A 13,777-nucleotide genomic window follows, 5' to 3' on the forward strand; every position below is an offset into this window, starting at 1 on the left:
GTTCCTGGCTGCTTTTTAACGATGACGGAAAAAGCCGTCCCGGCTATAGGAATTGATATGGAAACGGATGGAAAGACCCTTCGCCGCGGCTGGACTACGGGCACCTGCGCGGCAGCCGCCACGAAGGCGGCCTGCGCCGCCCTTCTGACCGGCGAATTTCCTTACCCTGTTGAAGTGGAACTTCCAAGCGGCGCAAGGCCGGCATTTTCTCTCGCCACCGAGGAAAAAGGCGATAATTTTGCCCGCGCTGGCGTCGTAAAGGATGCGGGCGACGATCCCGATGTTACCCATGGCGCGTTGATCGAAAGCACGGTCAGACGGGGTAAACCCGGAAGCGGCATCACTTTCAAGGCTGGCAAGGGCGTCGGCACCGTCACAAGGCCGGGCCTGCCGCTGCCGACGGGAGAACCCGCCATCAACCCCGTTCCGCGCAAGATGATTGAGACCGCCATTTACGAAGTGGCGGGAGCGGAGGCCGATTTCGAAGTCGAGATTTCCGTTCGCGACGGCGAGAAGCTGGCGGAAAAAACCCTGAATGGCAGGCTCGGAATCATTGGCGGCATTTCCATCCTCGGCACCACCGGCATCGTCATTCCCTTTTCCTGTTCGGCTTGGATTCATTCCATCTGGCGCGGCATCGATGTGGCCCGTGCGACCGGCTGCACCCATGTTCTGGGCGCCACAGGCGATACATCCGAAAAGGCGGGACAGGCGCTTTATGACCTTCCGGAAACCGCGCTGATCGACATGGGTGATTTCATCGGGGGCATGCTGAAATATCTGCGTAGCCACCCGGTCGAGCGAGTAACGATCGCCGGCGGCGTCGCCAAGATGACCAAACTCGCCCAAGGCATGCTCGACGTGCATTCGAAAAAGGGCCTTGCTGATCTCGATGCCCTGGCCGCGCTGGCCACGGAAGCGGGAGGCGCTGAGGAACTCGCTACCGCCATTCGCAGCGCCAATACCGTGGCCCATGCTTTTCAGCTGGCCGATGAAAGGTCCATCGACCTCGGCGCGATCGTTGCGGAAAAAGCCTGGGTGACCGCCGCGGCAGCGTTGAAGACGCCGGCCATCGCGCTCGATATTCTGGTGTTTGACCGTCAGGGGGCACTCAAGGGGCGCACCGCCTCCACACCGTCGCATCAGCCCGCAGCATCCCCCTTTGGAGACCGGAACCGGCGAACATAGTCGGTACTATAAAGCGCGCTCTCGCGAAAATCCGTCGATGCCAGACCACGCCCGACGAAGATCAGCGCGGTGCGCTCCACCGGTTCGGCAGCAAGCTTGCCCTCAATATCGAAAAGCGTGCCTCTGATAACCCGTTCATCCGGCCAGGAGGCACGGACGACAATGGCGACCGGGCAATCTGAGCCATAAAGCGGCGTCAGTTCCTCCACCACCGTGCCGATGGCATGGATGGCGAGATGGATTGCGAGCGTCGCGCCTGTCGCGCCGAAAGCCTTCAGCGTCTCACCATCAGGCATCTTCGAGGCACGGCCGGAAATACGGGTCAGCACCAGGCTCTGCGCCACTTCCGGCACCGTCAGTTCCCGCTGCAACGTGGCAGCGGCGGCAGCGAAGGAGGGCACACCGGGTGTAACGGTATAATCGAGACCCAGGCGCTCAAGTCTGCGGATCTGCTCGCCCATGGCGCTCCAGACCGAAAGATCGCCGGAATGCAGCCGCGCCACATCCTTGCCGTCCTTTGCGGCCGCCACGAACTCCGCCTCGATCTCATCAAGCGAAAGCGCTGCCGTATCAACGATGCGGGCACCTGGCGGGCAATAATCAATGAGGGCCTTGGGAACCAGCGAACCGGCATAAAGGCAAACCGGGCAGGCCGCGATAAGATCGCGCCCGCGCACCGTAATGAGATCGGCAGCGCCCGGACCGGCGCCGATGAAATGAACCGTCATTCTTGTTCTCCGTATTCGATGGCGGTGCGGTTACCATGCGGCGCGTCGCTCGTCGTTGCGATAGCCACAGTTACATCCCCGACCACGAGACGTGGCGCAAGCAGCCTTGCACTTGCCCCAGCCGCCGCGAGCGCCGCTGCTTCACTGACGCTTGGCGAGCCAGCGTGATCAAGGCTGGCCTGTGAAAATGTCATTGTTTCAGCGGCAACCGCATCGAGCCGTTCCTGCGCTACGATTTCAAGCGACAGAGCCAGATCCCTGGCCGCCGCCACGAGGCCGGCCTCGTCAGCCTTCAGCGGCGCGGTCGCCAGATACTCGACCGTCGTGCCAAAAGCACGTTCAGCAGCCCGCACGGCCGCGATGATCGCCTCCGAGGTGACACCTTTGCGACAGCCTATGCCAGCCACGGTTACCATGGCTTGACCCAGCTCCATTGGGTCACCGGCATGGCCGGACGCCAACCGAACATGGAACCGACGGCAGCAGCCCGCGAGACTTCCAGCCGGATCATTGAACCGCCGAATGTCGCATGGGCCGCCAGCAACACCGCTTCCATTTCCAGCGTCACCGCATTGGCCACAAGCCGCCCGCCCGGTTTCAGGGCATCCATGGCAGCCTCGAGCACGCCCGTCTCGCTGCCGCCACCGCCGATAAAAATCGCATCTGGCTGGGATAAGCCTTCAAAAGCCGCCGGGGCCGTGCCTATCATGACCTCGAGCCCGGGAACACCAAAAGCATCAGCATTGCGGGCAATCCGCTCCGCCCGTTCCGGATGCTGCTCAATGGCAATGGCGCGCAGCGAGGGATGCGACAGCATCCATTCGATGCCGATCGAGCCGGAGCCCGCGCCGATGTCCCAGAGAAGTTCCCCCCGGCGGGGGGCGAGTGAGGAGAGCGTCACCGCGCGGATCTCGCGCTTGGTGATCTGCCCGTCATGTTCGAACAGGCTGTCATCAAGGCCATGTGCAAAAGGCAGGACACGCGCATCCTCATCCGCCACGACGTCGATCGCCACGACGTTCAGCGGATCAATATCTTCAAAGCCAAAATCAGCGGCCCGGATTTGCCGCCGCTTTTCCCGTTCTCCTCCCAGTGCTTCAAGCAGGATGAATTCCGAACGGCCGAAGCCGGCCTCCGACAGCAGCCGCGCAATCAAGGCCGGGTCGCGCTCATCCGATGTCAGCGCGATGATCCTCGCACCATGATGCAGATGTGGCCGCAGCAGATCGATGGGGCGCCCGTGCAGCGAAACGCAATCCGCCGATTGTAGCGCCCAACCGAGACGCGAGGCGGCCAGCGAAAAGGTGGAAGGCGCGGGATAACAGACCGTTTCCTCCGCTGGAATCAGCCGCAAAAGCGTAACGCCGACACCATAAAAGAACGGGTCGCCGGAGGCGAGCACGCAGACCGCACGGCCGCGCAATGCGAAAACATCGGTCATCTCCACATCGAACGGCACCGGCCAGGCACGCGCTTCGCCGCGAATCGCTGCAGACGCCAGTTCCAGATGGCGCTTGCCACCGAAAATCACCTCCGCCGCCTCTATCGCCTGGCGCGCGTTTTCACCCAGCGCCTTGAGCCCGTCCTCGCCGATACCGACTATGGAAAGCCACGGCCTTTCTTTCTTTTCAGTGGAAGCCTTGGCCGTTCCGGAATATTCAGAGGTCATGACACGCTCCATTCTCATCCTTGGCGGCACGGCGGATGCCCGCATTTTGGCCGGCCGGCTGGCGGAAGACTCCGGCTACCGAATTTTGCTTTCCATGGCCGGGCGCACGCTCTCGCCGGTGGAACAGCCCGTGCCGATGCGCACCGGCGGGTTTGGTGGCGCGGCAGGTCTGGCGGATTTCATTCGCACAGAGGGTTTCGATATTCTGGTGGATGCCACCCATCCCTATGCGGCCAGAATTTCCGCCAATGCCATCGAGGCGGCAAGGCTTGCCGACGTTCCATTGATTGTCCTTTCGCGTCCGGTCTGGCCGCGTCAGGCGGGTGACAAATGGCAAAGCGTCCATACCGTTGGACAGGCCGTTACCGCGCTGGGCACCGCCAGCAGACGCGTGTTTCTGGCGCTCGGCCGTCAGGAGCTTCTTCCTTTCGAAGCCGCCCCTCAGCACAGCTATCTCATCCGCAGCGTCGACCCGGTGGAACCGCCGCTGAAGGCGCCGGATGCGCGCTACATCACCGCGCGGGGTCCTTTCGTACTGGAAGATGAAATCCGCATGCTGGAGAAAAACCGCATCGAGGTGGTGATATCGAAAAACTCCGGCGGCGGCGCCAGTTACGGCAAGATCGAAGCGGCGAGGCGGCTTGGCCTGCCGGTCATCATGATCGAGCGACCGCAACGCTTGAACGATACGCCCGCGAATAATCTGACCGTGCCGGATATCGCCAATGCGCTCACCGCCATACGCCATCAGCTTTCCCTTTTCGAAAACCGTGGCGAATAAACGATCGGCTCCTTGCCGGAACGCGAGATCAGGCGGGTTTCCACCGAGCCGACGATGATGCAGGTGGCCATATCCGCCATATCGCTCGACGCTTCCGAAAGCGGCACGACCCGAATGCGTTCATCCGCGCGACCAGCGGCACGACCAAAAATCACCGGCACCGAGCCGGGCAAATGTTTGCGCAACAGGTCGAAGGCGGTACCAAGCTGGTGCGGCCGCGCCTTGCTGACGGGATTGTAGAAAGCCATCACGAACCCGGCTTCGGCCGCCGCAATCAGCCGTTTTTCGATGATGCCCCAGGGCTTGAGATTATCCGAGAGCGAAATGGCGCAAAAATCATGGCCAAGCGGCGCACCTGCTTTGGCAGCCACGGCCAGCATGGCGGTCACGCCGGGTACAACGGAAAAATCGATCTCACGCCATTCGGAAGGGCCGCTTTCAATCGCCTCGCAAATGGCAGCAGCCATGGCAAAAACGCCAGGGTCGCCGCCGGAAACCACGCAGACCTTGCCACCCTCGGCCGCAAGCCTGAGCGCCTGTTCGGCGCGGGAGATTTCCTCGCGATTGTCGGAAGCATGACGGCGCTGGTGAGGGCCAAGCGACAGGCGGTCGAGATAGGGAATATAGCCGAAAAAGTCTTCCGAAGACTGCACGGTAGCCAGCGCCTCAGGCGTCACCTGATCCGCATTGCCAGGGCCGAGACCGACAACGACGAGTTTGCCGGTCATGACATTTCGCCCCCGGAAGGCCTCGTTTTCCAGCCCGGCACCAGAACCAGCGAAAAATAGGGCGCTGGCGAGGCATCACGCTCGATCAGCCGCACCGCATGGCTGTTTGCCATGGTGCCACGCTCGACATAAAGCGCCTCTTCCAGCTTGCCCGCGGCTTCCAGCGCACGGCGGATTTTCGGCAGATTGCGACCGACCTTCATGATCACGGCGCCATCAGTGCCGGATAGCCGCTCCGCGAGCACATCTTCGGCCAGCGTGCCGGGAAGGACGCTCAGAATATCGTCGCCCTGCACGAGCGGCAGACCTGCCATGGACCAGCAGCCGGACATGGCAGTGATGCCCGCCACCACTTCCGCTTCATAGGACGGTGCAAGCCTCAAATGGAGGTGCATATAGGAGCCATAAAACAGCGGATCGCCTTCCGACAGCACTGCCACAGTGCGCCCGGCATCGAGATGCACAGCAATATCCTTTGCCGATTGATCAAAGAACGCGGCAATCGCACCGCGATAATCCTCGCCGTTCTTGTCGCTCTCGACGGTAACGGGATAGACCAGCGGCATTTCCAGCGTGCCGGGACGAATAAAGGCTTCGACGATGCCGCGACCATTGCCGGCGCTGCCCTTCTTGCAGAAAAAGGCGAGAACGTCGGCATTTTCGATGGCGCGCACGGCTTTCAGCGTCAGCAGCTCGGGATCACCCGGACCAGTGCCGACCCCGACGAGTTTACCCTTGGCATGTTCAAAAAGAGCAGCACTCACAGGCCCGCCCTCGCAACCGCATTGATGGCGGCGGCCGTCATGGCCGATCCACCCAACCGTCCCTTGACGATGGCATAGGGAATGCCAAGCGCACTTGCCTCCAATGCATCCTTCGATTCCGCCGCGCCAACAAAACCGACCGGCATGCCGATAATGGCAGCCGGGCGAGGGGCGCCTTTTTCAAGCATTTCCAGAAGATAAAACAGCGCCGTCGGCGCGTTGCCGATAGCGACGAGAGCACCTTCAAGGTGCTCCGCCCAGAGATCGAGCGCGGCAGCGGATCGGGTGTTGCCGATATTTTTCGCAAGCTCGGGTGTGCGTGGATCGCGAAGCGTGCAGATGACAACGTTATCAGCCGGAAGCCTTGCGCGCGTCACGCCATGGGCAACCATTTCCGCATCACACAGAACGGGCTTGCCGGCAAGCAACGCGCCGCGCGCGGCCGAAACGAAATCCGGCGAGAAGCGGAAATGGCCTGCTGCCTCCACCTGCCCGCAGGCATGGATCATGCGAATGGCGATATCCGCCTGCTCTGCGGTAAAGGCGGATAAATCCGCTTCCTCGCGAATAATGGCGAAGGAGCGCTCATAGATCGCATTGCCATCGCGAATATAGTCATAGTCGGTCATTGGTTATCCTGTCGAAGCGCCGCACCGATTTCCTCCCGGCCCAGACGGGCAAAAAAGATGGCAGCGTTTTCACCGGGCTTATGTTCTTTTTCGTAAAGACGGGCAAGCCGCGAAAGCGAGGTCTTCTGTTGCTCGAAGGGCAAAATCCCATCTGGTGGGTCACCGGCGCGGCCGGAAATCGAGAATGCCAGGCCATCCGAACTGCCTGAGAGGGTCAAAAGCGAGGGCGTGGGATGTGCACAGCCCTTGCCGCAGCCGGAAATATGCAGCGTGAACGAACCATCCAGCAAGGCAGCACAGTCTTCGGCAGCGAAAGCCGCAAGTTTGTGCGTGGGAAGAAAAGCTGAGGCACAGCCCGGAGCGCCGGGACAGACGGCGATGGAGGACCGCGCATCACCAGCCGTCGTGACGAAGCCGAATGCCACCGCTGTCTCAAGCAACGCATTGCAGGCCGACAACGACCCAAAGAATAGCAGGCTATGGTTCGGTGATGGCCGCAGGGCCTTGATACCGAGCGTGTCAGCCCGCTCACAGAGATGCGCCAAGTCAGCACCGCGAACCTGTCCGAAAGCAAGCGCGATACCAACGGCGAAGCGGCTCTCTCCCGTCATCATCACGCCTAGGGGCAGAAAGGGAGGCTGGGCTTCGCTCCCAGCTTGGCGATCCAGCAGGCGGTCACCACAAACCGCCTTCACGGTCCGTTGATCCAGATCGCGGCCACGGGCAAGCGGTCCCTTTTCAGCGAGAAAAACAAGCAGCGACAGAACGACGCTGGCCGCCGCAACCGGCTCGACCAATCCCGCATTCAATGCCTTGCTTTCCGACCCCCCGAGAAGCAATTGCCAGAATGTCCGACCCTCCAGCCGGATCGCTTTCAAACGAATATCGGCCAGAAAATCACCCATGGAGAGGCGTCCGCCGCCATCAATGACAATAGAGGTTTTGGCCGCGAGTTTGTCCTGCAACGCAAGGGCGTCAGCCCCTTTTCTGATCTCCTCGGCGACAAAACGGCCATCCGCAATTTCCACGTCATCCCGGCCGGCAAGGGGCGAAGTCTCCACCGCAAGCCCTTCGCGTAGTGGCAGATCAAGCGCCAGAACATCCTTTTCGAGCGAACAGGCGCTTTCCCGCGTCAGGCCGCGAAATTGCAGGCTGCCGCGCGCGGTGATGTCGATCAATCCATTGCCGTGGCGTTCGGCGAGACCGCAGAGCATAACCATCGCACGTGGTGAAATATCCGCCTCGAACGCAACCCGCGACAGAAAACCGTCGCCGGTTTGCATGGGGGCGGACAGGGCCGGGCACAGACCACGGCGACCAAAAGGCTGAACGGGATCGGCAGCGGCGGCCATCAAGCACCCACCCTTTCGGATCGGGGCGGGATCAGCATTTCAAGCTCTGCATCCACCGCGTTGCGGCGGCTGTGCCACAGGCCACGGCGGCGGGCGGATAAAAAGCGCGCGGCCATCACCTCAGCAGCCTTTGGATTTTCCCGCAGGATGAAATCGCGCACGTCCTCATTGCCGAAATAGGCATCGTAAAGCGCCTCAATCAGCGAGGAGGACACCGCATGTGTTGTTTCGGCAAAGCCGACCAGCCGGTCCACCGTTTCCGCAAATTCCGCCGCTCCGCGTGGCCCGTGCCGCATCTGACCGGCAATAAAGCGCGGATTGACGGCGCGCGCGCGCACCACTCGCGTCAGCGCCTGCGTCATGGATCGCGCCCGCGGGCGTGCCGGATCGGTCGTATCCAGTGCGACGATATCGGCGATACCGCCGAGTGCCGCCTTCGCAGCGGAAAAACCACCAATGAAGGCGACATCGGAAGAACCGTCGAGAAGATCGCGCCCGGGATCATCGCCGGTATGAACCAGAAGATCGGCCCGGCGCACCAACTCCGTAAAGCCGGCGTCCTCGAAGATCTCGAGCCCATCGGCGCCGCCAAAGGCATGGTTTGCGGCATCGAGATAGGCCTGCCCCAGCTCCTCGCGTTCATCCCATGTGCCGCTGGCAAGCTTTTCTTCGATACCGGCACCGTATGTGCCGGGCGCAGAACCGAAGATGCGCGGGGGGATATGCCCAAGCGCTGCCGCTTCCTCCGCCAAAGGATTGTCGCCCGGCGCTTCGTCCCGCCGTGCAACCGCCCTGGCGGCGGCATCGAGAAGCGCAATCAGCGCTGGGAACATATCGCGGAACAGGCCGGAAATTCGAAAAGTCACATCGACCCGCGGTCGTCCTAGGCTCGCCGGTGGCAGAACTTCGATGCCGGTGACCCGGCCGGTTGCAGGATCATGGATCGGCCTCGCCCCCATCAGATGCAGCGCCTGCGCCACATCCTCACCGCCATTGCGAAGACTGGCGCTGCCCCAGAGATCGAACACCAGATGTTTCGGCCAGTCGCCATGGGACTGCAGATGATGCCGAAGCACTTCTTCGCCCGCCATACGGCCCAGCTCGAACGCTGTCGGCGTCGGCATGGTGCGGGGATCGGCCGCGTAAAGATTGCGGCCGGTGGGCAATACGTCGAGACGCCCCCGCGCCGGCGCGCCGGAGGGGCCAGGGGCAATGTGCCGGCCATCGAGTGCCGCCAGCAGCGCGGCTTTCTCGGCCTTCCCACTCTCAAGCCGGAGAGGATCTGTCTCGCCTTCTGGGAAGCGGCCGAAAACATGCTGACCGTCCTTGATGGCAAAATCCTTGAGATCGCAGAGAAAGGCATCGATGCGGGAGAGGGCCGTATCGGCATCGTCCTTCGCACCCACGCCCGCCTCTGCCGCCAGCCCGGTTTCCAACGCCTTTTCGACAATCAGCTTCGCCAGCCGGTCGCGGCGGCGGCGATCAAGACCATCGGCCTGCGCATATTCATCCACCAGCTGTTCCAGCGCCAACTGTTCCGGTGAAAGCCCGGCATTCACCAAAACCGGGGGAACATGGCCGATGGTCACGGCGGCGATACGCCGCTTGGCAACCGCCGCTTCACCGGGATTGGAGACGATGAACGGATAGACCACCGGCAGCGAGCCGGTGACGATTTCCGGAAAACAATCGCGGGAAAGCGCAACCGTCTTGCCCGGCAACCATTCCAGCGTGCCATGCGCCCCCACATGCACGATGGCATGCGCCGCAGCAGCGCGCTGCACCCATGCGCCGAAGGCGACGAGCGCGTGGCGCGGCGGCAGGGCAGGGTCGTGATAATCCACCCGCCGATCCTCGTTTCGTCCCCGATCCGGCGCGAGCGCCACGAAGACCTGTCCGAAGCGGGCAACACGAAAATGGAATTTGCCATCAACGAAAGCACCGTCCTCTTCCGCAACTCCCCACGTCGCATGCACGGCTTTGCCAGCAGCCTCCGGCAAATCTGCAAGAAAATTCCGATAGGTGGAAAGATCGACTGCCGCTTCCTGGCTCTCGATACGATCGAGCAGCGCCCGTGCCGTTTCGGGAATATCCTTCACCGCATAACCGGCATCGGCAAGATCGCGCAGCATTTCGAGCACGCTTTGCGGCACATCGAGACCAACGGCATAACCGGTGCGCCCCGGCGCGGCACCGGGATAATCAGGCATCAGGATGACGATGCGGCGATCCTGCGGTGGCGCGAATTTCAGTCGCAGAAAGGCCGCGATGCGGTTCGCCACCTGTTCGACACGATCCGCCTCCGGCAGATTCAGAAGGCTGACCCCGCCATCTGTCCGCGCCTTTTTGAACGAGATCGCACCCGCGAGAATCCGCCCGTCCAACTCGGGCAGTACGACATGCATGGCAAGATCGGAGGGATTGAGACCGCGCGCATTTTCCACCCAGCCGTCACGCCGGGTGGTTGCCATCACCACCTGGAAAACGGGAACGCCGAGGCGATCGAACAGCGTTTCGCCCTTGTCATCCGTCTGGCTGGCGAAAGCCGTAGCCGCGAGGATGGCTGCAGGCCGAAGAGCGGGCAGCACCGTTTCGAGAAAACGGATCGCTTCCCCATCCTTCAACCCGCTGACAAAAATCGGCAGGGGCGCAAAACCGCGGGAAGAGAGCGCCTGAAACAACGTATCAACGGGTACTGCATCTTCCGCCAAAAGCATGGAACGGTAAAAGAGAATGGGCAGAACTGGCGCACCGGCAGGAAACCCCGCACAAGCCTCTTCCTGCCCCACAACACCCAGATCCGGGCGATAAAAGCCAGCTTTCGGGAGGGGCACCGCCTTTATATCCGGCCATTCTCCGCCATCCGCCAGAACAGGAAGGCCAGCGGCAAGGCGGGCCATATTCTCCGCCCCACCTTCCCGGAAGAAGGAGAGAACGGAGGCCAGCGTCGGCTTATCAACCGTGGAGGCAGCCTCGAGCTTTTCATCCCTCTCGCTGCATTCCCCCGGCAAAAGCAGAAGCTTGATGCCGCGCCCGCGCGCCAGAATGGCCAGCTGATCGACCCCGTAGCGCCAGCGCTCCGCACCACCGAGAATCCGGATAAGGATAACGCGGGCATGTTCCGCTGTTTTTTCGATCCAGAGATCGACCGACATCGGATGCCGAAGTTCGGACAGGTTCGCGGCAGAAAGGGATGGAAGCTTATCTCCCGCCTGCCGCCACGCCCGCTCAAGCCCGGCAAGATCGCTTGCCGAAAAAGACAGCACCACCACATCCGAACGGGGCTGGTTGAGATCAACCGGCTCGATCAGGTCGTCCAGAGACGAGGACGTGGTGGCGAGAATATGCATTCAAAGCTTTTCCAGTAAAAGTGCGTCGCAGCTCATGTCACGCGGCCAGCATCTGTTCGATCTTTTCGCGGTTGATACCCTTTTCGCCGATGATGACGAGGCGGCTGCGGCGCTCCTCACCCGCCGCCCACGGACGGTCGTAATAATGGTTGACGCGGCTGCCGACCGCCTGCACCTGCAAACGCATGGGCTTGGCCGCGACTTCGATGAAGCCCTTGATACGCAGCACATTTTCGGCAGCGGCCGTCTCGGCGATACGGGCCGCCAGAGCTTCCGGATCGGTAACAGCCGGCAGATCGACGACGAAGCTGTCGAAATCATCATGTTCATGGTCAAGTTCGCCATCATGATGGGTGCGGCGGTTTTCGATATCCTCTTCCACCGCAAGGCCGAGACCGATCAGCACGGCAGGATCGATGGCGCCATTCGAAGCCACAACGATCTTTGCCGCCTTCGGCAGATGTTCGAGGACATGCGCCTTTGCCTTGTCGAGACCGGCATCATCGAGAAGATCGGCCTTGGTGAGCACGATGAGATCGGCGCAGGCAACCTGATCCTCGAAGACCTCTTCGACCGGGTCATCATGGTCGAGCACCTCGTCATTGGCGCGCTGGGCTGCGAGCGCTTCCATGTCATGAGCAACCTGACCCTCGGCCAGCGCCGCACCGTCCACCACGGCGACCACGGCATCGACAGTCACGCGGCTCTTGATCGCAGGCCATTGGAAGGCCTGTACGAGGGGCTTCGGCAGGGCAAGGCCGGAAGTCTCGATGAGGATATGCTCCACTTTCGGCTGGCGGCTGAGGATTTGTTCGATGGCTGGCTGGAAATCATCCGCCACCGTGCAGCAGATGCAGCCATTGGCCAGCTCGACAATGTTTTCCTCCGGGCAGCTTTCAATGCCGCAACCTTTCAGAATTTCGCCGTCGATGCCGATATCGCCGAATTCATTGACGATGATGGCGAGACGCTTGCCGTCAAGCTTTTCGAGAAGGCCACGCAGCAGCGTGGTTTTTCCGGCCCCCAGAAAGCCGGTGACGATGGTGCAGGGAACGCGGTCCACAAGGGTGCTCATGATCTCTCCTCGGTAAAATCGAATGGGGGAATGCGCGCCACCATGCCGCGCTTTAAGGGTTCGGGGCGGCCGCGCCAGGGCATCAGGCCATCGGGCGCGGCAGAAAGCAGCCGCGCGCCAGTCAGCAGGTCTTCCGCATCATCCGGCGTCAGCCCGCCAAACACATAAGACCAGCCATCGGCGCTGCGCAGAACGGCGCTGAGACCACGCTTGCAATTGGCAAGACAATTGACGGAACGAACGGCAATACCGCTCTCCTGCGCCTTTTCGATAACGGCATCGGCAAGACGCGAACCGGGGCGCGGTTCGGCATTCGGATCGACATCATCGCGACAGCTCCGGCATACGAAGACGGTGACGCCGGGCGCCGTTTTGCTCAGTGCGCTCGCGTTTGCACATGAAGATGTCGCTGAAATATCCAAACCGTCCCGTTCCCACGCCAAATTAAAATTCTTCGGGGTGCGGATATCGAAAACGGTATGCGGACGGGCGCAAACCGGCAGTTCGATCTGACCGACTGACCGGAGCACCCCGCCCGGCAGACGTTTTTTCCTGAAACGGCAGGTCTCCTGGCTTGCGGCTCTATCAACACCCGGACACCGCCTTCCCGAACCCCGTGAGAGGTCCAGTGGCTTTACGGCGCGGGCTTACCGCTTACAGTTGCGGGGGCAGCCACGGAATGACCCTTTGTCGGGGCGGAACCGTGTTCCCTCTTAGCTTTTCCCGTTGCCGGGAAAAGACCGTCAGTCCCTTACCATTAGGCTGAACGGGTGTGAGGGTCAATGCCGCGCACCCGTGACCGGCACATTGCCGGGTGCGGCAAATTGAGTATAGTCGCCGCTCCGAATGGCGGGGGCATAAGGTTCCAGGCCGATGGATGAGAAGGAAAAGGCGATGACCCGCGACATCAGCGACAGCGAAGCCGAACGCCACCGGCAGAAAATGGTCAACCGCAAGACGGTGCAGGACGCCGAAGTCGCCGAAAAGACCATCGAAAAAGGCCTGCTGATGATCAACACAGGCCCCGGCAAGGGCAAGTCCACAGCGGCCTTCGGTCTTGCTCTGCGTATGCTCGGCACCGGGCGAAGGGTCGGCATCGTTCAGTTCATCAAGGGTGCCTGGTCGACAGGCGAACAGCAGGCTCTGACCCTGTTCGGCGAAAAGATCGTGTGGCGCACCATGGGCGAAGGTTTCACCTGGGACACGCAGGATCTCAAGCGTGACGTCGCAGCAGCGACAAAGGCGTGGGAGGAGGCCAAGGCTCTGATGGCCGATCAAACTATCGGCCTTCTGGTTCTTGACGAACTGAACATCGCCTTGCGTTACGAATACCTGCCGTTGGAAGAGGTTGTCGAAACGTTGTCCAGTCGCCGGCCCGATCTGCATGTCATCGTCACCGGTCGCAACGCCAAGCAACCGCTGATCGACGTCGCCGACATGGTGACGGAGATGACGCTGGTGAAACATCACTTCAAGGCAGGCGTGAAAGCTCAAGCCGGGATAGAATTCTGAT

General features: G+C 61.5%; 13 protein-coding genes and 1 riboswitch. Of the genes, 3 read left to right on the top strand and 10 right to left on the bottom strand.

Annotated features, from left to right (window positions below; genetic code table 11):
- The first annotated feature begins 57 nt into the window (after positions 1-57).
- A complete protein-coding gene (locus ACFVTJ_RS22085) occupies positions 58-1,188 on the top strand; it encodes a cobalt-precorrin-5B (C(1))-methyltransferase (RefSeq protein ID WP_386910718.1) in 1,131 nt (376 codons plus the stop codon).
- Here the strand turns inward: ACFVTJ_RS22085 and cobM are convergent.
- Genes cobM through cbiE form a run of 3 tightly spaced genes read right to left on the bottom strand, consistent with a single transcriptional unit; the run spans position 1,143 to position 3,585 of the window.
- The gene (gene cobM, locus ACFVTJ_RS22090; protein WP_386910719.1) at positions 1,143-1,916 is read right to left on the bottom strand and encodes a precorrin-4 C(11)-methyltransferase; all 774 of its coding nucleotides are present in this window, start codon (positions 1,914-1,916) and stop codon (positions 1,143-1,145) included. The two genes, ACFVTJ_RS22085 and cobM, sit on opposite strands and share 46 nt — an antisense overlap.
- Positions 1,913-2,332: a cobalamin biosynthesis protein gene (locus tag ACFVTJ_RS22095; RefSeq protein WP_386910720.1), complete on the bottom strand. Its 420-nt coding sequence runs from the start codon at positions 2,330-2,332 to the stop codon at positions 1,913-1,915. The genes cobM and ACFVTJ_RS22095 overlap by 4 nt, the downstream gene beginning before the upstream one ends.
- Complete coding sequence (gene cbiE, locus ACFVTJ_RS22100) at positions 2,326-3,585, bottom strand: precorrin-6y C5,15-methyltransferase (decarboxylating) subunit CbiE (protein WP_386910721.1); 1,260 nt, start codon at positions 3,583-3,585, stop codon at positions 2,326-2,328. The genes ACFVTJ_RS22095 and cbiE overlap by 7 nt, the downstream gene beginning before the upstream one ends.
- Here cbiE and ACFVTJ_RS22105 point away from each other — a divergent pair.
- Positions 3,584-4,366, top strand: coding sequence for a cobalt-precorrin-6A reductase (locus tag ACFVTJ_RS22105; protein ID WP_386910722.1), 783 nt, complete (start codon positions 3,584-3,586; stop codon positions 4,364-4,366). The two genes, cbiE and ACFVTJ_RS22105, sit on opposite strands and share 2 nt — an antisense overlap.
- Here ACFVTJ_RS22105 and ACFVTJ_RS22110 read toward each other — a convergent pair.
- From ACFVTJ_RS22110 to ACFVTJ_RS22140, 7 genes are read right to left on the bottom strand one after another with little or no spacing between them, the layout of a single operon-like run.
- The gene (locus tag ACFVTJ_RS22110) at positions 4,333-5,094 is read right to left on the bottom strand and encodes a precorrin-3B C(17)-methyltransferase (protein WP_386910723.1); all 762 of its coding nucleotides are present in this window, start codon (positions 5,092-5,094) and stop codon (positions 4,333-4,335) included. The genes ACFVTJ_RS22105 and ACFVTJ_RS22110 overlap by 34 nt on opposite strands.
- Entirely contained in the window at positions 5,091-5,858 is a 768-nt protein-coding gene (locus ACFVTJ_RS22115; RefSeq protein WP_386910724.1) for a precorrin-2 C(20)-methyltransferase, read from the bottom strand. The genes ACFVTJ_RS22110 and ACFVTJ_RS22115 overlap by 4 nt, the downstream gene beginning before the upstream one ends.
- Complete coding sequence (locus tag ACFVTJ_RS22120; RefSeq protein ID WP_386910725.1) at positions 5,855-6,487, bottom strand: precorrin-8X methylmutase; 633 nt, start codon at positions 6,485-6,487, stop codon at positions 5,855-5,857. The genes ACFVTJ_RS22115 and ACFVTJ_RS22120 overlap by 4 nt, the downstream gene beginning before the upstream one ends.
- A complete protein-coding gene (gene cobG / locus ACFVTJ_RS22125; RefSeq protein WP_386910726.1) occupies positions 6,484-7,839 on the bottom strand; it encodes a precorrin-3B synthase in 1,356 nt (451 codons plus the stop codon). Before cobG ends, ACFVTJ_RS22120 begins: the two co-directional genes overlap by 4 nt.
- A complete protein-coding gene (gene cobN, locus ACFVTJ_RS22130) occupies positions 7,839-11,189 on the bottom strand; it encodes a cobaltochelatase subunit CobN (protein WP_386910727.1) in 3,351 nt (1,116 codons plus the stop codon). The genes cobG and cobN overlap by 1 nt, the downstream gene beginning before the upstream one ends.
- Before the next feature lie 37 nt (positions 11,190-11,226).
- A complete protein-coding gene (gene cobW / locus ACFVTJ_RS22135; RefSeq protein WP_386910728.1) occupies positions 11,227-12,264 on the bottom strand; it encodes a cobalamin biosynthesis protein CobW in 1,038 nt (345 codons plus the stop codon).
- Positions 12,261-12,686 (bottom strand): DUF1636 family protein, encoded by a 426-nt coding sequence (locus ACFVTJ_RS22140; RefSeq protein WP_386910729.1) that lies wholly within the window; start codon positions 12,684-12,686, stop codon positions 12,261-12,263. Before ACFVTJ_RS22140 ends, cobW begins: the two co-directional genes overlap by 4 nt.
- Before the next feature lie 119 nt (positions 12,687-12,805).
- A riboswitch (cobalamin riboswitch) is annotated at positions 12,806-13,024 on the bottom strand.
- A gap of 134 nt (positions 13,025-13,158) precedes the next feature.
- Here ACFVTJ_RS22140 and cobO point away from each other — a divergent pair.
- Complete coding sequence (gene cobO, locus ACFVTJ_RS22145; RefSeq protein ID WP_386910730.1) at positions 13,159-13,776, top strand: cob(I)yrinic acid a,c-diamide adenosyltransferase; 618 nt, start codon at positions 13,159-13,161, stop codon at positions 13,774-13,776.
- Position 13,777: the final 1 nt, after the last annotated feature.

The organism is Agrobacterium sp. NPDC058088, assembly GCF_042885035.1.
Classification (GTDB): domain Bacteria; phylum Pseudomonadota; class Alphaproteobacteria; order Rhizobiales; family Rhizobiaceae; genus Agrobacterium.